The following is a 25,128-nucleotide window of genomic DNA, read 5'->3' as shown; positions in this document are numbered from 1 at the left end:
CCCACAGCGAAAGGTCGCCATGCCAAGAGCGGGTTAGCATCGATTTGCCATCTTGTCGGCCTCTATCCCTGAAGTGCGGCCGATGGTTAATAACATAGATAAGCTACATGTACCGGCTGGGATGGCTGAGTCGGCGGTCGCACGGCTCGACCGTAGTGCCACCCACGTCCTGGACTCGGCCCGCGGCACGGCCCTTGCTTCCCCCCGGGTGTGCCTTGCCGCGGGCTGTCTCGAGTCCGGGCGGCCAGCTAGCCGGCTTGGACGTCTGGCCGGGAGACGAAAAGGCCAAGATCAGTGGATGTTTCGCGGCGTCCAGCGGCGCCGCCAAAGTGTGGAAGTCGGTCCTTCCCACAGCAGCCGTATCGCTGTCGCCCCGTGATCGGGCTCGGGACTGCGTCGTTACCCGCACTGGCTGGAGCGACACGCCAGCAACGTCAGAGCACCCGGACCAGACCGCACCTATGCGATCGGCCGACCAATCGGAAAGGAATTGAAGTCTGTGGATGACAACCTGATCAAGAAGGTCGTAGTTCTCGGCGGTGGCACCGCGGGATGGATGACGGCTGCATATCTTGGGAAGGCGCTGTAGGGCAATGTAGAAATCATCGTCCTAGAGGCGCCCTCCGTTCCGCGTATCGGCGTCGGCGAGGCCACCGTCCCGAATTTGCAGCGGGTGGTGTTTGACTTCCTCGGCATCCCCGAGGACGAGTGGATGCGCGAGTGCAACGCCAGCTTCAAGACCGCGGTCAAGTTCATCAACTGGCGCACCCCGGGTGAGGGATCACCTGTTGCCCGTCACTGGCGGGGGAGGCCGGACCACTTCTACCACCCGTTCGGATTGCTGCCGTCCCCGCAGCACATTCCACTGTCGCACTTTTGGGCCCGCAATCAGCTAAAGGGTGGAACCTCCGAGCCTTTCGACTATGCGTGCTTCCGTGAGCCCGCGATCATGGACGCCATGAAGGCGCCTCGGTACCTGGGCGGGACTCAGGCCACCTACTACGCCTGGCACTTCGACGCGGCGCTGGTAGCGGACTTCTTGCGACGCTTCGCCACCAAGAACCTTGGTGTCGTGCACGTGCAGGAAAAGATGACCTTGGCTGAAAAGGACAGCAACGGGTACATCACCGCGCTTCGAACCGAGGAAGGTCGCCGACTCGATGGAGACCTGTTTGTCGACTGCTCGGGCTTTCGCGGATTGCTGATCAATGAAGCGATGAACGAGCCGTTCATCGATATGAACGACCACCTGCTGTGTGACAGTGCGGTCGCCACACCGATCCGGCATGACGATGCGGCCAACGGTATTGAGCCCTACACCTCGGCGATCGCAATGAAGTCCGGCTGGACGTGGCGCACGCCGTTGCTCGGTCGGTTCGGGTCGGGATATGTGTACTCCAGTCAATTCGCATCACAAGACGAGGCCATTCGCGACTTCTGCAACTTGTGGCAACTCGACCCGGAAGACACGCCGCTGAACAAGATTCGGTTCCGGGTGGGACGCAACCGCCGGTCGTGGGTGAAGAACGTGGTGAGCGTCGGCCTCTCCTCGTGCTTCCTGGAGCCGTTGGAGTCGACCGGAATCTTTTTGATCTACGCGGCCCTATACCAGTTGGCCAAGCACTTCCCGGACCGCCGCTTTGACCCGGTGCTCATCGATCGGTTCAACCGAAAGATCGATACCCTATTCGACGAGACCCGCGATTTCCTGCAGGCTCACTTCTACTTCTCGCCTCGCACCGATACCGAATTCTGGCGCGCCAACAAGGAACTCACGTTGACCGATTCCATCAAGGAGAAGGTTGCGATGTACAAGGCGGGCGTGCCGGTCAATCCGCCAATTGCCACGGAGTCGTCGTACTACTCGAACTTCGACGCGGAGTTCGAGAACTTCTGGACCAACGGCAGCTACTACTGCATTTTCGCCGGTCTGGGGGTGCTGCCTGATCACACACTGCCGGCGATCAACTACCAGTCGGAGGCTATCCACGAAGCGGATGCGCTGTTCCTCGATGTGAAGCAAAAGCAGCGGCATCTGGTTGAAACGTTGCCCTCCAACTACGAGTATCTGCTCAAGCTCCACGGCAAGGACATGGAGCCCAACGATCCGATGAAGCCAGAAGTCACGTTCGTCGCCTGAGTAGCCCGCTGGTCAACGACCAAATGGCTGGTCGGTGCGAGGCGTTCGGCCTCGGTCCCGCTACCCGGGGGCGGGGGACCGAGGCCGGACGCTGAGCGGTCCGATCTCAGTCAGGAAGATTCTCGGGATGCAGCATCTCGGCGTAACGCAGGGGCTTCGGGATGCCGAAACCGTCCACCAGCGTCCTGGCGTGCGGGCGCAGCACCCGGCATCGATCGTTGATGCCCCGGGTGACTGCCTTGGCGCGTTCGGTCGAGAGGTACCGGTGCTCGATGTACCACGCCTTGTCTTCCTCGATTACCGACAACGCGTACAAGTCGCAGACGACCCCCAATAGCTCGCGGGCCTGCTTGTCGGTGCATGACTCGATGCCGGCGACGAAAGCCTCGAGAACCACCCGGTCGATATGGGCCTGCGCGGCATGGAGCACGTGGTCCTGGACCGCGTTGAAGGCATCAAACGCCGATATTTCGTTGGATTTGTTCTGCAGCCGCCGAGCCACCGAGGACAACAGATAGTCTTCGCGATCTTCGAACATCTTGACTTGGGTGCCGCGGTTGAACAGGCTGCCTTCTTCTTCGTTGTCCTGGCGGGCGTCGACGATGCGCTGCATGATCGCTTCGGCCGCGGTGCGCTTCATCACCCGGTCGCCGACCGCGTTGGCCGCGAAACGCACCCACTCGACCGGGCTCATACTGCGGATGTCGTCGGCGTACGCGGTGAGCAGCTCCTTGGCGACCAGTTGGGTCAGCACGTGGTTGTCGCCTTCGAACGTGGTGAACACGTCGGTGTCGGCCCGCAACGCGATCAGCCGATTCTCGGCCATGTAGCCGGCGCCGCCGCACGCTTCGCGCGCTTGCTGAATGGCACGGCTGGCGTGCCAGGTGTTGGCGGCCTTCAGGCCGGCGGCGCGAGCCTCCAGTTCGCGCTGCTCTTCGGCGTCGGGGGAGTTCGTTGTCTGCAGGTCATGACATTTCGACACCAGTTCGTTCTGTGCGAACTGCAGCGCATACGAACGCGCGATCAGCGGGAACAGCCTGCGCTGGTGCATCAGGTAGTCCATGATCAGCACTTCGGTGTCGTCGTCATCGGGTGCACTGAACTGCCTGCGCTGCAACGCATATCGGGTGGCAATGTCCAGTGCAACCCGAGCGGCCGCGGCCGCGCTGCCGCCAACGGTGACCCGGCCACGGATCAGCGTGCCGATCATGGTGAAGAACCTGCGGTTGGGATTGTCGATCGGCGAGCTGTAGGTGCCGTCGGTGGCCACGTCGCCGTACCTGTTCAGCAGGTTCACCCGGGGAATCCGAACGTGATCAAAGGTGATGCGGCCGTTGTCGACGCCCGGAAGCCCACCCTTGTAGTGGCAGTCCGAGGTCGTCACACCTGGCAGATCGTTGCCGTCCTCGTCGCGGATCGGAACCAAGAAACAGTGCACCCCGTGATTGGCTTGTTCGTCGTCGATCTGAGTGATCAGCTGCGCGAAAACCGCTGCTATGGTTGCGGTTTCGGCCGCGCCGCCGATGTAGTCCTTGTGGGCGGTAGGGGTCGGGGGGTCGATGATGAACTCCTCGGTATCGGCGTCGTAGGTCGCCGTGGTTTCCAGTGACTGGACATCGCTGCCGTGTCCGGTCTCGGTCATCGCGAAGCAGCCGCGCAGCTGCAGGTCAATGATCTTTGGGACGTACTGTTCGTGGTGGCGCTCGGTGCCCAGATTTTCGACCGCGCCGCCGAACAGTCCCCATTGGACGCCCGCCTTGACCATCAGCGACAGGTCCGACATCGCGAGCATCTCGATCATGGTGATGGCCGCACCCACATTGCCGGTGCCGCCATGTTCTTTGCGGAAGCTGTCCTCGGCCGCTCCCGCCCCGGCCATGAATTTCATCTGTTCGGCAACCTTGGCGCGCGCGATGACGGTGTTCGGTGTGTAGTGCGGCCGGAATATCTCCAGGGTCAGTTGCTGCCGCATCTCGTTTTTCACGTCGCGGAACCGGCCGTCGAGGGCGTCGCGCAGATGTTTGGCTGTGTTGGTCATGTCCGGCGCCATACCCGAACCGTAGCTCGCTAAACCGGGGTGTGTGAGACACCAGCGTCTCGGGTTTGGTCCATCGGAGGCCGTCGGGGGCCCATCCTGACCGATCAGCGGAGGCTGAGGTGGGTTTAGATATTGCGATGTCGACCCCAGAACCAACCGATTCCAATCACAACCCCGAATCGGCTCTCGACGTTGGGCACGCGCACTCCGATGTGAGCGGAGGCTGGTTGCGAGCCGCGGCTTTCGGCGCGATGGATGGTCTGGTCAGCAATACCAGCCTGATCGCCGGTGTCGCGGCGGCCGAGAGCGTTCACGCCACCATCGTCAGTGGCATCGCCGGATTGCTGGCGGGCGCGTTCTCCATGGCACTGGGGGAATTCACCTCGGTGACCACGGCCAACGAACAGATCGACTCCGAGGTGCATGTGGAACGTCGCGCGTTGCGTGCCCGTCCGCAAGCAGAACGGGCCGAGCTGGTCGCGATGTTGGTGGACATGGGGATGACCGAAAAGACCGCCCAGACCGCCACCGACGAGATCCATCGCGACGAGAACCGGGCGGTCAACTTCCATATGGTCGGAGAAATCGGTGTGCACCCGGCCGAGAAGCCATCCGCATCGGCGGCCGCGATCTCGTCTTTCGCGATGTTCGCCATCGGTGCGGTCATGCCGTTGATTCCCTACTTGCTGGGATTCGGCTCGTTGTCGGCTGGGTTGATTTTCGGTGGAGCCGGCCTGTTGATCGCCGGTGGTGTGACCGCGAGGTTCACCCGTAAAACGATTTGGTGGAGCGCTTTTCGGCAATTGCTATTCGGCTCGGTCGCGGTCGCCGCGACCTATCTGGTTGGGCTGCTTATCGCTTCGGTGATGTGAAACCGTTTCTCGGCCGGCTGCTGGCCTGCTTGCTAGTGGGGTGCGTGTTGTGCCCCGCGGTCTTCGGTTGCGCCCCGACACATCAGCGGGGCGGGGTGCGCACCCCAGCTGCGTTGCTGAGCTATCTCGGCCAGGCGCAGATCCCGTTCGGAGCCAGCGTCGATGGCGCCGTGATCGGCGGACTCTCGGGCATCAGTTACGACGCCGACCGTCAGGTCTACTACGTGATCAGCGATGATCGTTCCGACCGGGGACCCGGCCGGTTCTTCACAATGCGGCTGGCGCTGTCGGACATCGGCGTCAGCGACATCACCGTCACCGGTGCGTATTCCTTGCTGGACCGCGACGGTAAGCCGTTCGGGCCGCTGAATCGCAGCAGCACGCCACCGGTGATTTCCCCTGATCCGGAAGGCATCGCCGTGGACACCGCCCGGCGGCGACTGTATTGGAGCTCCGAAGGTGAGCGACTCACCGATCGGCAATCGGGGCTGTTGGACCCGTGGATCCGGATAGCGGATCTGGACGGCCGATATCTGGGGCAGTTCACCTTGCCGCCGAATCTGGCGGTGTCCGCCCAACGCACCGGGCCGCGCAACAATCAGGCGCTCGAGGGTCTGGCGCTGACACCCGACGGTCGGTCGCTGTACGCCGCGATGGAAGAACCGGGTTTGCAGGACGAGCCGCCGGCCAACACCGGCCGCCAAGTGCTGACGCGTTTCACCAAATTCGACGTGGAGACGGCCGCGCCCACCGCCCAGTACGCCTACCCCATGGAGCCGGCTGCATCGCCCGCGGTCCGCAACGGCGTCTCAGATCTGGTCGCCCTGTCGGATACGACGTTCTTGGTGGTGGAACGAACGGCGACGGTGCCTCCGGTCATCCGCATCTTCCGCGCCGAGATCGGTGCCGCGACGGACGTGCTGTCGATGCCAACGACTCACGGGACGCCGTTGACCCCGATGCGCAAGACGCTGGCCGCCGACCTGCCCGCCCTGGCCGGCACGGCGGCGGCCGCGGCATTGTCACCGCTGAACAACATCGAAGGAATCACGCTGGGACCGAAATTGGCGGACGGCCGTCAATCGGTGGTGCTGGTGAGTGACAACGACTTCTCACCCGCCAAGGTCACTCAGCTCCTGCTGTGGGCGATGCCGTGATCTGCCGGGACGCCGGGAGCCCGTAGCCGGTAGCGGGCAAGTCCGGCTGCCACGACACTGAAGGTGACCAGCATGCCGATGTCGAAGGCCCACCAGCCCGCATAGTGCGCCCACACTTCATTGTGGGTGGCAAGCACGTCGACGCGGTGCAGATCAACCGTGGATGCGGTCGCGGCAAATCCCCAGTGGGCGGGGACAAACCACGCGATCTGGTCGAATCCCCAGGTTCCCACCAGCGGCACCAGGCCGCCGGCAAATAGTAAGGACGCCAGGATCACCGGTACCACCAGCGGCAAGACCTCGCGCAGCGAGCTGCCCAACGTCGAGAGCGTCAGCCCGATGATGGCGGACACGATGGTCGTGGCCGCCACGCTGGCATAGATCTCGACACCGGGGTTGGGGAGCAGCGCCGCGCCGTGCACCGGCTGGCCTTTGATGAGCAGAACGATGGCGGTGAGGATCGCGGCCTGAACGGCCGCGACCAGGCCGAACATGATGATCTTCCCGATCAGGTAGGCCGAAGCTGATAGCCCAACGGCCTGTTCACGGCGGAAAATCTGGCGCTCGCTGACCAGATCGCGAACGGTCAGGGCGGTGCCCATGAGCACCGCGGCGAAGTTGAGGGCCGCCAGGATCTCGACGGCTTCGTGGGGGTTGCCGCTGCCCGGGGGCGGTCTATCCAAGCCGGAATCGCCGGGAATCAGTAACGTCAGGGCACCCAACGCAAATGGCAGCAGCGCCAGGAAAACGAAGTACAGCCGGCTGGCGAGGAAAACCCGCACCTGGCGGCGAAGTATCAGGCGGACTTGCGCGCCGAAGGTGAGTTCGGCGGGGCGCCGTTCGGGTTCGAGCACCGACGGTGGTGTCGGTGACACCGACGCGCGTAGCCGGTTCTGAAACGATTGATGCGCGGCCTGCGGATCGGCACTGACCCGCGCGAAGATGTCCGGCCAGCTGGCGGTGCCCATCGTCGATTCGATCTGGACGGGAGGCCCGGCGAACGCCAAGGTCCCGGCCGGGGTAAGCAGCAGCACCTGGTCACACATGTTCAGGTGGGCCAGCGGCATGGATGCGACCACGACGACGCACCCGAGATCGGCCTGGCGGCGCAGCATGGCCAGCACATGCATCTCCTGCGCCGGGTTCAGCCCGGCGCTCGGTTCGTCGACCACCAGCAACGACGGTCGGGTGATGAGTTCGATTGCCATCGCCGCGCACCGTCGCTCGTCGGGTGTCAGTTTGGCCACCCGGGTGGCGCGTTGCGCGGTCAACGCGACTTCGTCGAGAACCTGGTTCACCACGCGCCGGCGATTGTCGGCCGAGGTGTCTGGTGGCAGCCGCATCCTGGCGGCATAACTCAGCGCCTGTTCGACGGTCAGCCGCGGGTGTACCCGGTTGTCCCGCGTTACCACCCCAATGCGCGACCGCATCGATTCCGGTTCGGCCGCGACGGAGTGACCATCGACGGTCAGGACACCGTCGCTGAGCGGTCGGGTGCGGGCCAGTAGCCCGGCCAGGCTGGAGTTGCGGGCTCGCGACGGGCCGACCACGGCGATCAACGAGCCTGGGCGCGTCGTGAATGAGACGTCCGAGATCAGCTCGTGCCCGTCGACGGTGAGCCCCAATTGATATGCCGCCACGCCGATCGTGCGTGCGCCGGGCTTGAGCGGCAATCGGCTGGTCGACGGCAACTCGCCGGTGCCGGTGCCGGTGCTGGAACCGGAGTCGGAGTCGGTTTCGGCACGGCCGGGCAGCAGCTTGCGGGTGGCGTCGATCATCCGCTCCACCAGGCCCCGGCTCTTGGGCTGTTCCTCGCCCTCGGACGCAGCTGGTGCCGACGCCGCGGGTAACTCGGGGGTCGGCGGCGTCGGAGAGGACTGTGATGGCGGACGCGGTGGTGATGGCGGTGCTGGTGGGTGCGGTGGCATCGGGGGAGGGGCCGCGGGTGCGCCCAGGGGTGCCAACCGGATTGGCCGGGTCGCCCGCTCGAACGTCGACGGTGCCGGTGGTGGCGTGGCGATTCGTTGGGTCGCCGATGCGGTGGGAAGTTGCTGGGTGACCGACTCCGTCGGTTTGCTCGGGGGGACGGGCTGCGGCGGAGCGGGCTCGGCCCGGGCGGGACGCGGCGGCGGATGCCCCGGGCCTCGTGGCGGATCGGCAGGTAGCGATCGCGCTCCGGCGGCAGCGGTGACCTGGAAGCGCAGCGGCGTTCCATGGTGGGGATCGCCGACGGTGATCGTGAGGCCGTCACGGATGTCGACGGTCGCCAACCGCGCTCCGTCAACGAACATGCCGTTGCGGCTTTGATCGATGGCCACCCAACGATTGCCGGCGAATCGCAGTGCCAGTTCCGGGGTTGGCCGGTCAAAGGTGTCAAAGGGTGCCGGGCCATCCAGGCGGATATCGAACTTGTTCCCGTAACCCACCAATGCGTCGCGGCCCGGAGCAAAGACGTAGCGCATCGATCCGAGCCACACGGTCAGAGGGAAACCGTTCGGTATCAAGATGCCTCGGTCCGCATGCCCACCACCTTCCGTCACCGATCGCGTCCAGCTCCCCGGCCAACCGGTCTGGAACTAAGTGTGTACCCGCTGGACGGGTCTATCGATCCAGGATGCACCGCGTCGGTCAGAGGGTGTTGCGGCCTGGCGTGGCGGCCGCATTGTCCAGCAGGCGGCGCAGCACCTCGACCGCATCCGCGAGCACCTGGCGGTCCGACGGCTCGAGCCGGGCCAGCTGCGGTTCGATAGCGGCGGCCCGGTCGGTTCGCACCGCGCTCAATGTGCGCATTCCCTCTGGCGTAATACGAATCCGGACGGCGCGGGCGTCGCCCGGGTCGACGGTTCGGGTCACCATTCCGGCGTCTTCGAGCCGACGCACCTGAGTGGTCATCGTGGGCTGCGAGCAGTGGTCGACAGCGGCCAGGTCGCCGATGCGGGCTTCGCCCTGGGCCTCGATGGTCGCGAGCAGCCGTGCCTGAGCGGAGGGCAGCGGCATCTGGATGCGCTGCGTTGCCAGCCGATTCAGCCGCGCGACGACGGCCAGCAGATCTGCTCCAAGGCCGTGCGCAACCTGGGCTTGGTTGGCTGTGGCTGATGAGGTCATGTTCCTATCGTTTCATAGCTTTGCTAAGTGCCGCTAATCGTGGGGCCCATCACATCAAACCAGCGTATGGCGGTGTGCTGCGGCGCCCCGCCGGCCCGAGGCTGGCAGAATCGATGAAATGACCGCGTCAGCCCCGCTTGCGCCGCCCCACCGAGGCGGGCCGCTCCGGCCGGGCGAATTGGCGCAGGCCTCGGTGATGGCCGCGCTATGCGCGGTGACCGCGATCATTTCTGTCGTCGTTCCGTTTGCCGCCGGACTGGCGTTGCTGGGCACCGTCCCCACCGGATTGCTGGCCTACCGCTACCGCTTGCGGGTGCTGGTTGCGGCCACGGTCGCCGCGGGGGTGATCGCTTTTCTGATCGCCGGACTGGGCGGATTCATGGGGGTGGTGCACAGCGCCTACATCGGTGGCCTGACCGGAATCGTGAAACGCAAGGGGCGCGGCACACCGACGGTGATCGTCTCGTCCCTGATCGCCGGATTGGCGTTCGGCTCGGCCATGGTTGGCATGTTGGCGGCGCTGACGCGGTTGCGGCACCTGATTTTCAAGGTGATGACCGCCAACGTGGAGGGGCTCTCCTCGTTCATGGCGCGGATGGGCATGAAGGGCGCCGCCGAGGATCTGAAGCGCTACTTCGCCGAGGGTCTGCATTATTGGCCGTGGGTGCTGCTCGGCTACTTCACCGTCGCGACCATGGTGGTCTCGCTGATCGGGTGGTGGGCGCTGTCGCGCCTGCTGGAGCGGATGCGCGGAATCCCCGATGTGCACAAGTTGGACGCACCCGTGGACGGCGAAGCGACCTCGATCGAGCCGGTCCCGGTGCGACTGGACAAGGTGCGCTTCCGCTATCCCGGTGCCGGACAAGATGCGCTGCGTGAGGTCAGCCTCGACGTTCGCGTCGGCGAACACATCGCGATCACCGGGGCCAATGGTTCCGGGAAGACCACGCTGATGCTGATCCTGGCGGGGCGGGAGCCGACCTCGGGCACTGTGGAGCGGCCGGGCGCGGTGGGTCTGGGCAAGCTCGGCGGCACGGCGGTGGTACTGCAGCATCCGGAAAGTCAGGTGCTGGGTACCCGGGTGGCCGACGACGTGGTGTGGGGTCTGCCGCCGGGCACCAAGATCGATGTCGACCAGCAACTTGCGGAGGTGGGCCTAGAGGGACTCGCGGAACGCGAGACCGGCAGTCTGTCCGGCGGTGAACTGCAGCGACTGGCATTGGCGGCGGCGCTGGCCAGGGAGCCGGCGATGCTGATCGCCGATGAGGTCACCACCATGGTCGACCAGCAAGGCCGCGAAGCGCTGCTGCGGGTGCTGTCCGGTCTGACGAAACGGCACCGCACCGCCCTGGTGCACATCACGCACTACAACAACGAGGCCGACTCCGCCGACCGCACGGTCGACTTGAGCGAATCGCCGGATAACGCCGAGATGGTCGAGACCGCGCCGGTGCCCGCGCCGGCTGTGGCGGTGAGCGTCGGAGTGCAGCGGCCGGCGCTCGAACTCATCGGCGTCGGCCACGAGTACAACATCGGCACCCCGTGGGCCAAGACCGCGCTGCGCGATCTCAACTTTGTGGTGGAGCAGGGCGACGGCGTGCTGATCCATGGCGGTAACGGCTCTGGCAAGTCGACGCTGGCTTGGGTGATGGCCGGGCTGACCGTCCCCACCACCGGCGCCTGCCTGCTGGATGGTCGGCCCACCCACGAGCAGGTGGGTGCGGTCGCGTTGTCGTTCCAGGCGGCGCGCCTGCAGCTGATGCGTAGCCGGGTCGATCTGGAAGTCGCTTCGGCGGCCGGCTTCTCGGCCCGCGACGAGGACCGGGTGGCCGCGGCGCTGAGCGTGGTTGGGCTCGATCCCACACTGGCCAAGCGCAGCATTGATCAGCTCAGTGGCGGGCAGATGCGCCGTGTGGTGCTGGCCGGACTTCTGGCGTGCTCGCCGCGGGCGTTGATCCTTGATGAGCCGCTGGCCGGGCTGGACGCCACCAGCCAGCGTGGATTGCTGCGCCTGCTGGAAGACCTGCGCCGGGAACAGGGTCTGACGGTGGTGGTTATTTCGCACGACTTCGCCGGCATGGACGAGCTTTGCCCGCGGACGTTGCATCTGAACAACGGTGTCATGGAACCGGTCTCGACGACCGCCGCCGGAGGACTTGGGGGCCGAACAGGGGCAGGGGGCAAGCCATGACTGTTTCGTCGCCGAGCGCCTCGGCTACCCCAGAACGTGGCTCCCGGCGCGCCGCGCGACCGGTGGTATTGCTGGTGCCGGTGCCGCGCGGGTCTGCCATCCACGACCTGCGGGCCGGCACCAAGCTGCTGGTGGTTTTCGCGATCTCGGTGCTGCTGACGTTTTATCCGGGATGGGTCACCATCGGGTTGATGGCGGCGCTGGTGCTGGTGGCGGCCTGGATCGCGCACATTCCTCGAGGTGCGGTGCCATCGATGCCGCGCTGGCTTTTTGTCGTCCTCGCGTTTGGTGGGCTGACGGCTGCGTTGGCCGGCGGTGATCCGATGGTCTCGGTGGGCGGTGTCGAGCTCGGTCTGGGCGGAGCGTTGAATTTCTTGCGGATCACCGCGCTGTCGATCGTGCTGCTCGCGTTGGGGGCGATGGTTTCCTGGACCACCAATGTCGCCGAAATCGGGCCCGCGGTCGCGACTTTGGGCCGGCCCCTGCGGCTGCTGCGGATCCCGGTTGACGAATGGGCGGTGGTTCTGGCGCTGGCGCTGCGCGCTTTTCCGATGCTCATCGACGAATTTCAGGTGCTCTACGCTGCCCGCCGGCTGAGGCCCAGACCGATGCCGGTGACGCGCAAGGCGCGCCGGCGGCGGCGCGGGATGGAAGTGATCGACCTGCTGGCGGCGGCGATCACCGTGACGTTGCGCCGGGCGGACGAGATGGGCGACGCGATCACCGCGCGCGGTGGCACCGGTCAGCTGTCGGCGAACCCCACGCGGCCGAAACTGGGGGACTGGGTGACACTGGCGATCACGGCCGCAACCAGCGGTGCCGCAGTGGTCATCGAGACGATGCTGCACGCCGCTTAGGGCTGGGGCCTCATCCGGTCGATCAGGTTCGACAGCACGACGACGCTTTCGCTGCGTTCGATGTCGGCACTCGATCTGATGCGTTCGAGCGCGGTCTCGAGGTGGCCCATGTCGCGGGCCAGTACGTGCAGGATGGCATCCGACGTGCCGGTCACGGTGGCCGCGCTGACCACCTCGTGGATATCTATCCACGCCGCCTGCAGCTGATCGGGCGCAATCCTGCCGTGGCAGAACACCTGGACATAAGCCTCGGTATGCCAGCCGAGCGCGTTGCGATCGACGATGGTGGTGAAGCCCTTGATCACGCCGTTGTCGATCATCCGGTCGACCCGGCGTTTCACCGCCGGTGCGGACAGATTCACCTTCTGTCCGATCTCGGCGAAAGTGGCCCGGGCATGGTCGGTCAGCTCGACCAGAATGCGGTCGTCGGTGTCGTCCAGGTGATCCATGTCACCCCTCTCGTCTCGGTGCGCAACAGATCGCTATACATGGGAATCTAGCGCAACATATTGATGGTCGACGCGCAATGAGCATCGTTTGATTGTGCAAGAAAGGGCAAATATCTTTGTTTCATGACGGATTACTATGTCGCTGCGGCGGGCACACCGGCGGGCGCGCCGGCACGGCAAGAGTCCAGCAAGCGCACCCGGGCGGCCGGCCCGCGGCGCTATGCCATGACCCCCCATCGTTTTTCGCGGTCGAATATGCGATCAACCCGTGGATGGACACCACGACGCCGGTTGACGCGGGGGTCGCGCTCGCAGAGTGGGAGCAACTGCGCCAGACCTATCTGCGGCTGGGCCACCAGGTGGAGTTGGTCGAGCCCGAGCCCGGGCTGCCGGACATGGTGTACGCCGCCAACGGCGGGTTCATCGGAAACGACATCGCCATCGTCGCCAAGTTCCGGTTCGCCGAGCGGGCCGGTGAGTCCAAGGCCTACGCCCGCTGGATGTCGGCCATGGGATATCGGCCGGTGTCGACTCGGCATGTCAACGAAGGTCAGGGGGACCTGCTGCGGGTCGGCGAAATGGTGTTGGTGGGATATGGCTTTCGCACCGATCCGCGCTCGCACGCCGAAATCGCGGCCGCACTGCGCATGCCGGTGATCTCGCTCGAGCTCGTCGATCCTCGTTTCTATCACCTGGATACGGTGCTGGCTGTTCTGGACGACCACACCATCGCGTATTACCCGCCGGCCTTCAGTGCGGCGGCACGCGACCAGCCGCAGGCGCTGTTTCCCGACGCGATCCTGGTGAGCAGTGCAGACGCCTACGCCTTCGGCCTCAATGCCGTGTCGGATGGGTGCAACGTCGTAATACCCGCTGCGGCGACAGGTTTTGCGCTGCAGCTTAGTGAGGCCGGTTTCGAGCCGATCGGCGTCGATTTGTCCGAGCTGCTCAAGGGCGGCGGTTCCGTGAAGTGCTGCACATTGGAGGTACATCCATGACGATTCTCGACGCTCCGGTTTCGGTGGAGGTCGATGAAACCGGCGACGCGATTGCGTTGGTCGAAAAGCATGCCGCGCACAATTACTCGCCGCTGCCGGTGGTGGCGGCCAGTGCCGAGGGTGCCTGGATCACCGATGTCGAGGGCCGGCGTTACCTGGATTGTCTGTCTGCGTACTCCGCGGTCAATTTCGGGCACTGCAATCCCGAGATCATCGCAACGGCGCATGCCCAACTCGACACCGTGACGCTGGTGAGTCGCGCCTTTCACTCCGACCGCCTCGGGCCGTTCTGCGCGGCGCTGTCCGAGCTGTGCGGCAAAGACATGGTGTTGCCGATGAACTCGGGTGCCGAGGCCGTGGAGAGCGGCCTGAAGGTTGCCCGCAAATGGGGAGCCGACGTCAAAGGCGTTCCCGAGGGCCAGGCCAACATCGTCGTGGCGGACAACAATTTTCATGGGCGCACCATCAGCATTGTGAGTTTCTCGTCCGATCCCGTTGCCCGTGGTGGATTCGGGCCGTTCACGCCGGGTTTTCGTTCGGTGCCGTTCGGCGATTCCACCGCACTGGCGCGGGCGATCGATGAGAACACCGTTGCGGTGCTGCTCGAGCCGATCCAAGGGGAGGCGGGCATCGTCGTTCCACCGGATGACTATCTGCCCGACGTTCGTGCGCTGTGCTCGGAGCACAACGTGCTGATGATCGCCGACGAAATCCAGTCCGGACTGGGCCGCACGGGTTACACCTTCGCTTGTGACTATTGGGATGTGGTGCCCGATGTGTTCTTGCTGGGCAAGGCGCTTGGCGGTGGGGTGGTTCCGCTGTCGGCGGTGGTCGCCGACCGTGATGTCCTCGGGGTGCTCAATCCCGGCGAACACGGCTCGACATTCGGCGGCAACCCGTTGGCCGCGGCGATCGGTACCACGGTGGTCTCGATGCTGGAGCGCGGTGAATTCCAATCCCGTTCGGCCGAGCTGGGGGCCCGGTTGCACGCGCGGCTGGGTGCGCTGATCGGTGAGGGTGTGCTCGAGGTGCGGGGCCTTGGCCTGTGGGCCGGTGTCGACGTCGACCCGGCGTTGGCCACCGGCAAGGAGATCAGTTTGCGCCTCGCCGATCGCGGTGTGTTGGTCAAGGATACCCACGGCTCCACGCTGCGGTTTGCGCCGCCGCTGGTGATTACTGCCCAGGAAATCGACTGGGCTGTTCGGCAGTTCGCTGCGGTATTGCGGGAAGCAGGCTCATAATCAGCCTGACCCCGCAACAGGAGGCGCAATTGCCGGCCACTTCGATCAGGCTAAGAGAACAGATGCTGCGGCGCCGCCCGGTGGGCGGCGCCCCTGTCGCAGAAGGTGCGGCAGGCAGCCTAAAACGGAGTTTCGGCACCTTCGAGCTGACCATGTTCGGAGTCGGCTCGACGGTGGGTACCGGAATCTTCTTCGTGCTGGCGGAGGCGGTGCCCGAAGCGGGGCCCGCCGTGATCGTCTCGTTCATCATCGCTGGTGTCGCGGCCGGTCTTGCCGCCATCTGCTATGCCGAACTGGCATCGGCGGTGCCCGTTTCCGGTTCGTCGTACTCGTATGCGTATGCCACCCTGGGGGAGGCGGTCGCCATGGGGGTGGCGTCATGCCTGCTGCTGGAATACGGCGTGGCCACCGCCGCCGTCGCGGTGGGCTTGAGCGGCTATGTAAACAAGCTGTTACACAACGTGTTCGGATTCCAATTACCCCAAGCGTTGTCCGAGGCGCCCTGGGATGAGCGGCCGGGTGAAGCGGCCGGCTATCTCAACCTGCCGGCGATCATCCTGATCGGACTCTGCGCATTGCTGTTGATTCGGGGAGTCAGCGAATCGGCCAAGGTCAACGCGATCATGGTGTTGATCAAACTCGGCGTGCTGGGCATGTTCGTGATCCTTGCGATCACCGCCTACGACACCAACCACTTGAAGGACTTCGCTCCCTTCGGTGTTGCCGGTGTCGGCGCTGCCGCGGGCACCATCTTCTTCTCGTTCATCGGCCTCGACGCGGTGTCTACCGCCGGTGAGGAGGTGCGGAATCCGCAGCAGAGCGTGCCACGCGCGCTGATCGCCGCGCTGTTCGTGGTCACCGGGGTCTATGTGCTGGTTGCGTTCGCCGCGTTGGGAACCCAGCCGTGGCAGATGTTCGCCGGCCAGGAGGAGGCCGGGCTGGCGACGATTCTCGACAACGTCACGCACAGCGCATGGGCCAGCACCGTTTTGGCGATGGGTGCGGTGATCTCGATTTTCACCGTCACATTGGTCACGATGTATGGCCAGACGCGCATTCTGTTCGCGATGGGCCGCGATGGTCTGCTTCCGGCCCGGTTCGCGGCCGTGCATCCGCGCTTCCAGACTCCGGTGAGCAACACGGTGGTCGTGGCCATCGCGGCGGCAGTGCTGGCGGCGCTGGTGCCGCTGAACCGGCTCGCCGACATGGTGTCCATCGGCACGCTGACAGCTTTCATCGTGGTATCGGTCGGTGTGATCATCCTGCGGGTGCGCGAGCCGGCCCTGCCGCGCGGCTTTTGGGTACCGGGCTATCCCGTGACCCCGATCCTTTCGATACTGGCCTGCGGCTACCTGCTGTACAGCCTGCATTGGTACACCTGGATCGCGTTTGGCGGTTGGGTCGGGATCGCGCTAATTTTCTACCTGTTCTGGGGGCGGCACCACAGTAGGCTCAATGCCCCCGCGTTGCATGACAATCCGACCGGGGAGGAACGGTGACCGTCGTCGTCGGCTATCTGGCCGGCCGGGTGGGTCCCTCGGCGTTGCATCTAGCCGTTCGGGCCGCGCGGACATTGGACACCTCGCTGACGGTGGCGACCATCCTGACCAAGCCGTGGCTGACGCCCCCGCTAGCCAAGGGCGACTATTCGGAATGGGCCGAGCAGGTCGCCGAAGACTCGGAAAAGGAGGCGCACCGGTATCTGCGCACCGTGGCAACCGGGATCGAGGTCAGTTACTGCCATCGTGAGCAGCGGTCGGTGTCGGGTGGATTGATCGAGGTGGTCGAGGAACTCGATGCCCAGATGCTGATCCTGGGTTCCTTTCCGAACGGGCGAAGGGCCCGGGTGCTGATCGGCTCGACCGCCGACTGGGTGTTGCATTCCTCGCCGGTGCCGGTGGCCATCAGTCCCCGGCAGTACCACTCCCGCACCGACCGGCTGACCAGGATCACCTGCGGTTACGCCGCGACCACCGACTCGGTCGAGGTGGTGCGTCGCTGCGCCGAGCTGGCCAGGCAGTACGGGGTTCCGCTGCGGGTCATCACTTTTGCGGTCCGCGGCCGAACCATGTATCCGCCCGAGGTGGGGCTGCATGCGGAGGCATTGGTATTGGAGGCTTGGGCCGAGCAAGCGCGCGGAATGCTGGAAATGCTGCAGAAGGACGGCATCGTCGAGGAAGACGCTGTGCTCGAGGTGATCACGGGCAACGGTTGGCAGCATGCGCTGGATGCGGCGGACTGGGAAGACGGCGAGATCCTGGCGGTGGGCACCTCACCGCGTGGCGACATCGCCAGAGTTTTCCTGGGTTCCAACAGCGGCAAGATCATTCGGCACAGTCCGGTGCCGGTGCTGGTGTTACCCGGCTAGTCTCAGACCGGCCGCGTCGGTTTGTTCCAACTACCGCCGTGCGGCGGCGTTGGCCGCCGCCTGCGCCTCGCGCAGAATTGTCGCGACTTGGCCACGGCCGAGGAACATCTCATCGAAATAGGGCTTGAGCGCATCGTTGCCGGCGGCGAACCCCGCGCCCCCCGGTGCGGGAATGCGTGACCCGGACAGCACCGCGAAAAACGGTTCAACGTTGACGCCCTTGGCTTCCCAGAAGGCGAAGTAGGAGGGCTGGGCGGACCGCACCGCGGGAATGGCAACACCGTCGCGGCCCAGATACTCGTTGCCGGCGCTGCTCCCCATCCAGGCCAGCACCTGACGCACGGCGTCTGGATGCTGGGACGCGGAATTTCCGGCAGCGGCAATACCGTTGGTGACGCTGACCCGGCCCGCGGGGCCGATCGGCAGCATCGCCATCCCCCAGCGGAAGGTGGCATCGCGGGCCACCGGAGCCAGACTGTAGGTGCCGGACTGGAACAGCGCCATCCGGCCGGCCAGGAATTGGTTGCGGGAAAAGTCACCGTTGTCGTTGGTGTCTGAGGCGGGCGGCGCGACGTGATCGTTGTTGATCAGGCCGACGAGATAGCGGAACGCATCGATGGCGGGTGGATTGTCGAAGGCAAACTCGTTGTCGCGCATGAACACGCCGCCGGCCGAGCCGATGTAGTTGAGGTAGATGGCCTGCGGGTCGTTAGCGGCGTTGTATCCCCACTGGCGGACTCGCCCGGGGTCGAAACCCGGGGTGCCGCCAACATGCCCGTCGGCGTCGACGGTGAGCCTGGCCAGCAGTGCACGCAGCGTGTCGTCGGGACCGGGACTCCACCGCAGGCCGTCCAGCTCGGCCGGATCCACGCCCGCCGCGGCCAGGAGATCCGCGTTGTAGAACACCGCAATCCCGGCGTCGGTCAGCTGCGGCACTCCCCACAACACACCGTTGCGGGTGAACTGGTCGACCACCGCCGGCTCCCACTCGCCGGGATCGACGGCCGTGTCAATCTTCATCAACCGGCCGCTATCGGCGTAGGCGGCCAGGTAGGCGTTGGACAGCCAGAAGATGTCGTCAGCGCTGCCGCCGGCCACATCGGTGCGCAGCGTATCGAAATAGGTCGAAAAGGAGACCAGATTCGTGTGCACTTCGATATTGGGATGGGTGCGGCTGAACGCCGCAAAGGACTGTTGATATGCCGCGGCGATCGGCGCCGCCCACAGCCGGACGGTGACCACGATCTTGCCGCCGGGGGGTGCGTCGATGCGGTCCAGCGCCACCGCGGTGACGCCCAACAATGCCGCGATGAGCGTGACTGCCACAGCGACCAGGGTGGAAAAGCGGGGCCGACTCACTTGAGCCCCGACACCGCGATTGACGAGACGATGTGGCGCTGCGCGGCGACGAACAGCACGATCAGCGGAACGATCGCAACCGTCGTCGCCGCCATCACCAGCGTCCACTGGGCGTTGAACCGGGACTGCAGATCAGCCGTGGCCACCGTGAGCACCCGCCACTTGTGGCCGCTGGTGATCACCAACGGCCACATGAAGTTGTTCCATTGCGAGACCACCGTGATCAGCGTCATGGTGGCCAGGACCGGGCGGCTGGACGGAATCACCACGTGTACCAGGACATCCAGGGTGTTGGCTCCGTCCAGGCGTGCGGCGTTGATCATGTCGTTGGGGATGATGCGGAAATGCTCACGCAGCAAGAAGATCGCGTACGGCGACCCGAACAGGAAGGGCAGCACCAAGGCCCAGAAGGTGTTGCGCAAACCCAGCTGGGCCATCATCAGATACAGCGGCACCACGGTGACCGTCGCCGGCACCATCAGGGTCGCGATGTAGACCCAGAACAACCCATCGCGTCCGGGAAACTCCAACCGGGCGAAGGCGTAGGCGGCCAACACCGAAAAGGTCATCTGGCCCAGCAGGATCACCGTCGTCATCAGGGCGGTCACCAGCGCCGCCCGGCCGAACCCGGCACCGCCCAAGTCGGCGTAATTGGCCAACGTCGGTGGGTGGGGTAACTGTAGCGGCGTACCCGTGGCGAATTGATGTGCGGAGGTGAACGAGGTGAGCAGTCCCAGCGCAAAGGGCAGCAGCGTGATCAGCGCGCCGAGCACCAGCCCGGCGTAGATCACCCTGGTGGGCACTCGGCGGGACAGGCGGCGGCTAAGTGAGGTCATAGCTGATCCGCCGCCGAAAATACATGTGCTGAACAAAGGTGACGCCGATGAGAATGACGAACAGCACCACGGCCATCACCGACGCCCGTCCGATGGCCGCCGAACCAAATGCCTCGGCATAGATTTGGTGCGCCACCAGCTCGGTGCTGCCCTCCGGGCCTCCGCCGGTGAGCGCGTAGACGATATCGAAAATTTGTGCGGCGCTCACGATTCCGGTGACCAAGACGAAGAACGTGGTCGGGCGCAGCATCGGCAGCGTGATGCGCCAGAACTGCTGCCAGGCATTGGCGCCGTCGGTGCGTGCCGCCGCGTGGATATCGTCCGGGATGGCCAGCAGGCCCGCGAGGAAGGACAGCGAGACGTAGCCGACGTTGGTCCAGATGACCACCGCGGCAACCACCGGTAGGGCGAGGTCGGGATCGGTGAGCCATTCGATGCGGCGCCCGAGCAAGGTGCTGATGGCGCCGTCGGTGGGCGCCAGAATCCAGCGCCACATCACCGCGATCGCCAGCGGCGCACAGATCCAGGGCAACACATAGAGGGTGCGGAAAAAGTTGGTGCCCGGCAGCCGGCGGGTCAGCATCATCGCCGCGAGCAAGCCCAACACCGTCTGGGCTGGCACCACGATTGCCACGAAGATGGCGGTGACCACCAACGAGTTACCGAAGTCGCCGTCGCGCAGCACCGAACGCCAGTTGGCCAGCCCGACGTAGCGCAGCGGTCCCAGCAGGTCCCAGCGGTACAGACTCAGCCAGATCACCACCAGGATGGGCAGCAACAGGAAGGCGAGAACCCCGAACAGGCTGGGTGCCAGCAGGGCATAGGCTAACGCGGTGGTTCGGCGTGGCGTGGCGCGCATGGGTGTATTAAAGCGTGATCGTTACGGTGGAGTCGTGACACCGAACCGGGGAATCGATGCCGAATTCCTGGACCTGCCGCGCCTTGCACTGGCCGACGCTGCGCTGTCGGCGGCCACCGCGGCTGGGGCCAGCTACGCCGACCTGCGTATTCAGCGCATCGGCACCGAAATCATCCACCTGCGCGACGGGGAGCTAGAGACCGCGATCCTCAGTCGTGAGCTTGGCTTCGCGGTCCGGGTGATCGTCAACGGCACCTGGGGATTCGCCTCGCACGCCGAATTGTCGGCGTCGGCCGCGGCCGACACGGCACGGCGGGCGGTGCGAGTGGCCACCACGCTGGCGGCGCTGAACACCGAGCGGGTCGAACTCGCACCCGAACCGGTGTACACCGACGCCGTATGGGTCTCCAACTATCAGATCGACCCGTTCAGCTTGCCGGCCAGCGAGAAGATCGCGGTGCTGGAGGACTACTCGGGGCGATTGTTGAGCGCTGACGGTGTCGATCACGCATCGGCGAGCCTCAACGCGGTCAAGGAACAGACCTTTTATGCCGACACCTACGGGTCGTCGATCACACAGCAGCGGGTGCGGTTGCACCCGTCGCTCGAGGCGGTGACCGTCGACTCCGGGGCGGGCATTTTCGATTCCATGCACACCCTGGCGCCACCGACGGCGCGCGGTTGGGAAGTGGTCGCCGGCGACGAGATCTGGAACTGGACCGACGAGCTGGCCCAGCTGCCGTCGCTGTTGGCCGAGAAGACCAAGGCGCCCAGCGTGACTGCGGGACCCACGGATCTGGTGATCGACCCAACCAATCTGTGGTTGACGATCCACGAATCCATTGGCCACGCCACCGAATACGATCGGGCTATCGGTTACGAAGCCGCCTATGCCGGCACCTCGTTCGCCACCCCGGACAAGCTCGGGAGCATGCGCTACGGTTCACCGGTCATGAACGTGACCGCCGATCGCACCGTCGAATTCGGCTTGGCCAGCATCGGTTACGACGACGAAGGGGTGGCGTCACAGAGTTGGGATCTGGTGCGCGACGGGGTGTTCGTCGGATACCAACTGGACCGGGTGTTCGCCCCGCGGCTGGGCCAGCCGCGCTCCAACGGCTGCTCCTACGCCGACTCGCCACATCACGTCCCGATCCAGCGGATGGCCAATGTGTCACTGCAACCCGGAGCCGAGGACCTGAGCACGGCCGATCTGATCGGCCGCGTCGAAGACGGGATTTACATCGTCGGAGACAAGTCCTGGTCGATTGACATGCAGCGCTACAACTTCCAGTTCACCGGCCAGCGGTTCTTCCGCATCCGGAATGGCCGCCTGGACGGTCAGCTACGCGATATCGCCTATCAGGCCACTACCACCGAATTCTGGAATTCCATGGAGGCGGTGGGCGGCCCGTTGACCTGGCGGCTGGGCGGTGCGATCAACTGCGGCAAGGCCCAGCCCGGTCAGGTTGCCCCGGTCAGTCACGGCTGTCCGTCGGCCCTGTTCCGTGGTGTCAACATACTCAACACCCGTACCGAGGGCGGACGATGATCACTGCGCAGCACGTCGTCAACATCGTGTTGGACGAGGCGGCACAGCGTGGCCGCGCCGACGAGACCATGGTGCTCGTCGTCGATAAAACCGAGGCCACGCTGCGCTGGGCGAACAATTCGATGACCACCAACGGCCTGTCGACCCAGCGGCACATCACGGTGATTTCGATTGTGCGCCAGGGCGATAGCGCCTTCGTCGGCGCGGTGGTATCCGGCGAGGTAGACCCGTCGGCGCTGCCCGGTCTGGTGGCGGCATCGCAGGACGCGGCGTGTTCGGCCCCCGAGGCCGGCGATGTCGCACCGTTGCTGGCCGATGCCGGGGTGCCGGTGGACTGGGATGCGCCGGTAGCCGGCACCGGTCCCGAAGTGTTCGCTGACGTCGCCGCCTCGCTCAGCCGGGAGTTCCGGGGCGCCGACCGGCTGTACGGCTACGCCCACCACAGCGTTTCGACGACATTTCTGGCGTCATCGACGGGCCTGCGGCGGCGCTATACCCAGCCGGCCGGAGCGGTGGAGATCAACCTCAAACACGGCGATGCCAGCGCATGGGCGGGCGTCGGGACACCCAACTTCGTCAACGTGCCCACCGACCTGCTGCTCGAGCAGCTGTCGATCAGACTGGGCTGGGCCCAGCGCCGGGTCGACCTACCCGCGGGGCGCTACGAGACGATCATGCCGCCGTCCACGGTGGCCGACATGATGCTCTATCTGGCGTGGTCCATGGCCGGCCGCGGCGCACAGGAGGGCCGTACCGCGCTGTCCGCGCCGGGCGGCGGCACGCGAGTGGGGGAGCGGCTCACCGACCTGCCGCTGACCCTGTTCTCCGATCCGATGGCGCCGGGGTTGGCGTGTGCCCCGTTCGTCGCGGTGAGCAACTCCACCGAGACGGTCTCGGTGTTCGACAACGGTATGGCCATCGATCAGGTGGACTGGGTCCGCAACGGGGCGATCAACGCGCTGGCCTATCCACGAGCCACGGCCGCCAAGTTCGACGCTCCGGTGGCCGTTGCGGCCGACAACCTGCTGATGACGGGTGGCTCTAACGATCTGGCCGACATGATCGCGAGCACCGAACGCGGCCTGTTGCTGACCACGCTGTGGTACATCCGCGAGGTCGACCCCACCACACTGCTGCTCACCGGGCTGACCCGAGACGGCGTGTACCTGGTCGAAGACGGCGAGGTGACCGCGGCGGTCAACAACTTCCGTTTCAACGAAAGCCCGCTTGACCTGCTTCGACGGGCCACCGAAGCCGGGGTCAGCGAGGTGACGCTGCCGCGGGAATGGTCCGACTGGGCTACCCGCACGGCGATGCCGTCACTGCGGATTCCGGACTTTCACATGTCGTCGGTCAGTCAGGCACAGTAAGTGATTGCTGTGGGTGATGGCGCGCTCTAGCGTGTGATGGATGGCGGCTGCGGCTCCAGTCGGTGATGTGCTGGCCCGACTGGTTGTGGTGTCCCCGGGCGACGGTCGTATCGCGGGGCTGGTTCGGCAGGTCTGTGCGCGCACGCTCGGGCTGCCCGCGTTGCCCGCGGAGGTCGTCGTTGCCGAACCCCAGTCAGCAGCCGAGGCCGTTGTCGCGGAGTTCGCCGAACAATTCAGCGCGGACGTTTCTTCGATCAGCGCCGAACAACGGTCTCGATTGTTCAAGCAGCTGGGCGACTCCACATTGGGTGCCGTCGCATCGATCTTCATCGCCGACTTCGTGCCGCGGGTGAGGGCCGGGCTGCAAGCACTGGGGGTGGGCCGGGACTATCTGGGCTGGGTGGGGGCGCCCATCGAGTGGGATCACAGCACCGATCCGTCCCAGGTGGTGTTCAACGAATTTCTGCCCGCAGTGGCCCGGATGCGCGCCCTGGACCCGGTGATCTCCGAGCTGGTGCGGCTGCGCGGTGCGGCCCAGCACAACTGTCGGCTGTGTAAATCACTGCGGGAGAGCACCGCGCTGGACGCGGGTGGTTCCGAGCCGCTTTATGGCGAGATCGAGGGTTTCGAGCATTCTGTTGTGCTCGATGACCGCGCAAAAGCAGCGCTGAGGTATACCGATACGTTAATTTGGACCCCTGCGCACCTCGCCGTCGACGATGCCGCCGAGGTGCGCTCCCGGTTCTCCGAGGCGGAGGCCATCGAGCTGACTCTTGACATCATGCGTAATGCCAGCAACAAGATCGCTGTGTCGCTGGGTGCCGATGCTCCCAGGGTCGAACGGGGCACCGAGCGTTATCGCATCGGTGCGGATGGTCAGACGGTGTTCAGTTGACGGGTGTGGCTAGCGGCCGCGGGCGACGGGTCATCGCGGCGAAGGCGGTTGTCGCCATCTTCGTGGGGGTGGCGTCGGCGTGCGGGCTGGCGGGCTGTTTTGGATCCGGCGGAAGGTCGGCGGCACCGAGGTTGCCCACCGGGGGCAACGAAGAATCACGGCTACCCCCGATCTATCCGGGCACGACGGTGTCGATTCCGCCGACGACCACCTCCGCGGGTCCGGCCAGCGGCATTCCGGGGGACGGCACCTTTCGGGTGGGAGTGGACATCAAGGCCGGCACCTATCGCTCGGCGGGTGGCGACTCCTGCTATTGGGAACGGCTGAGGGGGGTCGGCGGAACCCTCGACGAGGTCATCGCCAACGGCGCCGGTACCGGTCCCCAAGTGGTCCAGATCAGGCCGAGCGATGCGGCCTTCAAGACCCAACACTGTCCACCCTGGACCCTGGATTCGAGCGCCATCACGACCACGACCACGACAACCACCACGACGTCGACCACGCCCGTGACGTTGCCGGAAGGCGCCCAAGCCTGCCCGAACGTGTCCGGGCCCGCGGGCGGATTCGCCCAGTCGGCCGCGGGAACGCCGGCGACCTCCTGTCCCTTCGCCGAGCAGGTTCGGCTCGCCTACGGAGCCGGCGCCCCCGCCGGTGCCGCACCTCGACAGGTGGAGGTGGTCAGCCCGGTGACCGGTCAGTCCTACTCGATGACCTGCACCGCCAACGGGCCGCTGGTGACGTGCAGCGGCGGTGACGGCGCCATCGTCTACCTGTACTAGCGCCATCGCGGTGCGGCCCGCGGGCGGTGCCGTTCACCTTCTCGCCAGCTCTCATTCGCCTG

Annotated in this window: 18 protein-coding genes and 2 pseudogenes; 13 read left to right on the top strand and 7 right to left on the bottom strand. The window is 65.4% G+C overall.

The genetic code is table 11. The features are described 5' to 3' along the window. Positions 1-499: 499 nt before the first annotated feature. Positions 500-2,140: pseudogene (locus SHTP_RS17630) on the top strand (tryptophan halogenase family protein). 106 nt (positions 2,141-2,246) lie between these two features. Here the strand turns inward: SHTP_RS17630 and SHTP_RS17625 are convergent. Next, the gene (locus tag SHTP_RS17625) at positions 2,247-4,190 is read right to left on the bottom strand and encodes an acyl-CoA dehydrogenase family protein (protein WP_172900566.1); all 1,944 of its coding nucleotides are present in this window, start codon (positions 4,188-4,190) and stop codon (positions 2,247-2,249) included. A gap of 125 nt (positions 4,191-4,315) precedes the next feature. On the opposite strand from SHTP_RS17625, the gene SHTP_RS17620 reads away from it, so the two are divergent. After that, complete coding sequence (locus tag SHTP_RS17620) at positions 4,316-5,050, top strand: VIT1/CCC1 transporter family protein (RefSeq protein WP_172900565.1); 735 nt, start codon at positions 4,316-4,318, stop codon at positions 5,048-5,050. Then, a complete protein-coding gene (locus SHTP_RS17615) occupies positions 5,047-6,207 on the top strand; it encodes an esterase-like activity of phytase family protein (protein WP_015356439.1) in 1,161 nt (386 codons plus the stop codon). The genes SHTP_RS17620 and SHTP_RS17615 overlap by 4 nt, the downstream gene beginning before the upstream one ends. On the opposite strand, the gene SHTP_RS17610 is transcribed toward SHTP_RS17615, so the two are convergent. Next, positions 6,180-8,684, bottom strand: a complete 2,505-nt coding sequence (locus tag SHTP_RS17610; RefSeq protein WP_096372534.1) for an ABC transporter permease — start codon at positions 8,682-8,684, stop codon at positions 6,180-6,182. The genes SHTP_RS17615 and SHTP_RS17610 overlap by 28 nt on opposite strands. 151 nt (positions 8,685-8,835) lie before the next feature. After that, positions 8,836-9,312, bottom strand: a complete 477-nt coding sequence (locus tag SHTP_RS17605) for a MarR family winged helix-turn-helix transcriptional regulator (RefSeq protein ID WP_012395250.1) — start codon at positions 9,310-9,312, stop codon at positions 8,836-8,838. Positions 9,313-9,430: 118 nt separating this feature from the next. Here SHTP_RS17605 and SHTP_RS17600 point away from each other — a divergent pair, with 118 nt between their 5' ends. Both SHTP_RS17600 and SHTP_RS17595 read left to right on the top strand, forming a co-directional pair. Then, positions 9,431-11,503: an ATP-binding cassette domain-containing protein gene (locus SHTP_RS17600; protein WP_096371300.1), complete on the top strand. Its 2,073-nt coding sequence runs from the start codon at positions 9,431-9,433 to the stop codon at positions 11,501-11,503. Further along, entirely contained in the window at positions 11,500-12,360 is an 861-nt protein-coding gene (locus SHTP_RS17595) for a CbiQ family ECF transporter T component (protein WP_096371299.1), read from the top strand. The genes SHTP_RS17600 and SHTP_RS17595 overlap by 4 nt, the downstream gene beginning before the upstream one ends. Here SHTP_RS17595 and SHTP_RS17590 read toward each other — a convergent pair. Next, positions 12,357-12,809 (bottom strand): Rv2324 family transcriptional regulator, encoded by a 453-nt coding sequence (locus tag SHTP_RS17590; RefSeq protein ID WP_012395248.1) that lies wholly within the window; start codon positions 12,807-12,809, stop codon positions 12,357-12,359. The genes SHTP_RS17595 and SHTP_RS17590 overlap by 4 nt on opposite strands. Before the next feature lie 123 nt (positions 12,810-12,932). Here SHTP_RS17590 and ddaH point away from each other — a divergent pair. The 4 genes and pseudogenes from ddaH to SHTP_RS17570 all read left to right on the top strand — a co-directional run bounded on the left by ddaH (position 12,933) and on the right by SHTP_RS17570 (position 17,416). Then, a pseudogene (gene ddaH, locus SHTP_RS17585) lies at positions 12,933-13,807 on the top strand (dimethylargininase). Next, entirely contained in the window at positions 13,804-15,048 is a 1,245-nt protein-coding gene (gene rocD / locus SHTP_RS17580; RefSeq protein WP_012395246.1) for an ornithine--oxo-acid transaminase, read from the top strand. Before ddaH ends, rocD begins: the two are co-directional and overlap by 4 nt. 29 nt (positions 15,049-15,077) lie before the next feature. Further along, a complete protein-coding gene (locus SHTP_RS17575) occupies positions 15,078-16,547 on the top strand; it encodes an amino acid permease (protein WP_096371297.1) in 1,470 nt (489 codons plus the stop codon). Next, positions 16,544-17,416: a universal stress protein gene (locus SHTP_RS17570; RefSeq protein ID WP_096371296.1), complete on the top strand. Its 873-nt coding sequence runs from the start codon at positions 16,544-16,546 to the stop codon at positions 17,414-17,416. Before SHTP_RS17575 ends, SHTP_RS17570 begins: the two co-directional genes overlap by 4 nt. 30 nt (positions 17,417-17,446) lie before the next feature. On the opposite strand, the gene SHTP_RS17565 is transcribed toward SHTP_RS17570, so the two are convergent. Genes SHTP_RS17565 through SHTP_RS17555 form a run of 3 tightly spaced genes read right to left on the bottom strand, consistent with a single transcriptional unit; the run spans position 17,447 to position 20,470 of the window. Then, on the bottom strand, positions 17,447-18,775 hold the full coding sequence (locus tag SHTP_RS17565) for an ABC transporter substrate-binding protein (RefSeq protein WP_096371295.1): 1,329 nt from the start codon (positions 18,773-18,775) through the stop codon (positions 17,447-17,449). After that, the gene (locus SHTP_RS17560; protein WP_096371294.1) at positions 18,772-19,611 is read right to left on the bottom strand and encodes a carbohydrate ABC transporter permease; all 840 of its coding nucleotides are present in this window, start codon (positions 19,609-19,611) and stop codon (positions 18,772-18,774) included. Before SHTP_RS17560 ends, SHTP_RS17565 begins: the two co-directional genes overlap by 4 nt. After that, entirely contained in the window at positions 19,598-20,470 is an 873-nt protein-coding gene (locus tag SHTP_RS17555) for a carbohydrate ABC transporter permease (protein ID WP_096371293.1), read from the bottom strand. Before SHTP_RS17555 ends, SHTP_RS17560 begins: the two co-directional genes overlap by 14 nt. 34 nt (positions 20,471-20,504) lie before the next feature. Here SHTP_RS17555 and SHTP_RS17550 point away from each other — a divergent pair, with 34 nt between their 5' ends. The 4 genes from SHTP_RS17550 to SHTP_RS17535 are packed head-to-tail and all read left to right on the top strand — an operon-like array spanning position 20,505 to position 25,066. Beyond that, on the top strand, positions 20,505-22,022 hold the full coding sequence (locus SHTP_RS17550; RefSeq protein WP_096371292.1) for a TldD/PmbA family protein: 1,518 nt from the start codon (positions 20,505-20,507) through the stop codon (positions 22,020-22,022). Continuing rightward, a complete protein-coding gene (locus tag SHTP_RS17545) occupies positions 22,019-23,392 on the top strand; it encodes a TldD/PmbA family protein (protein ID WP_096371291.1) in 1,374 nt (457 codons plus the stop codon). Before SHTP_RS17550 ends, SHTP_RS17545 begins: the two co-directional genes overlap by 4 nt. Positions 23,393-23,432: 40 nt before the next feature. Further along, positions 23,433-24,287 carry a carboxymuconolactone decarboxylase family protein gene (locus SHTP_RS17540; RefSeq protein ID WP_096371290.1) on the top strand — a complete coding sequence of 285 codons (855 nt, stop codon included), beginning with the start codon at positions 23,433-23,435 and terminating at the stop codon, positions 24,285-24,287. Between the two features lie 5 nt (positions 24,288-24,292). Next, on the top strand, positions 24,293-25,066 hold the full coding sequence (locus tag SHTP_RS17535; RefSeq protein ID WP_172900680.1) for an Rv1352/Rv1906c domain-containing protein: 774 nt from the start codon (positions 24,293-24,295) through the stop codon (positions 25,064-25,066). The last annotated feature ends 62 nt before the right edge of the window (positions 25,067-25,128 follow it).

The sequence above is a fragment of the Mycobacterium ulcerans subsp. shinshuense genome (assembly GCF_002355775.1).
In the GTDB taxonomy this organism is placed as follows: domain Bacteria; phylum Actinomycetota; class Actinomycetes; order Mycobacteriales; family Mycobacteriaceae; genus Mycobacterium; species Mycobacterium marinum.
The sequence above is the reverse complement of the archived record's forward strand: the minus strand, read 5'-3'. Positions and strand labels throughout refer to the sequence as shown.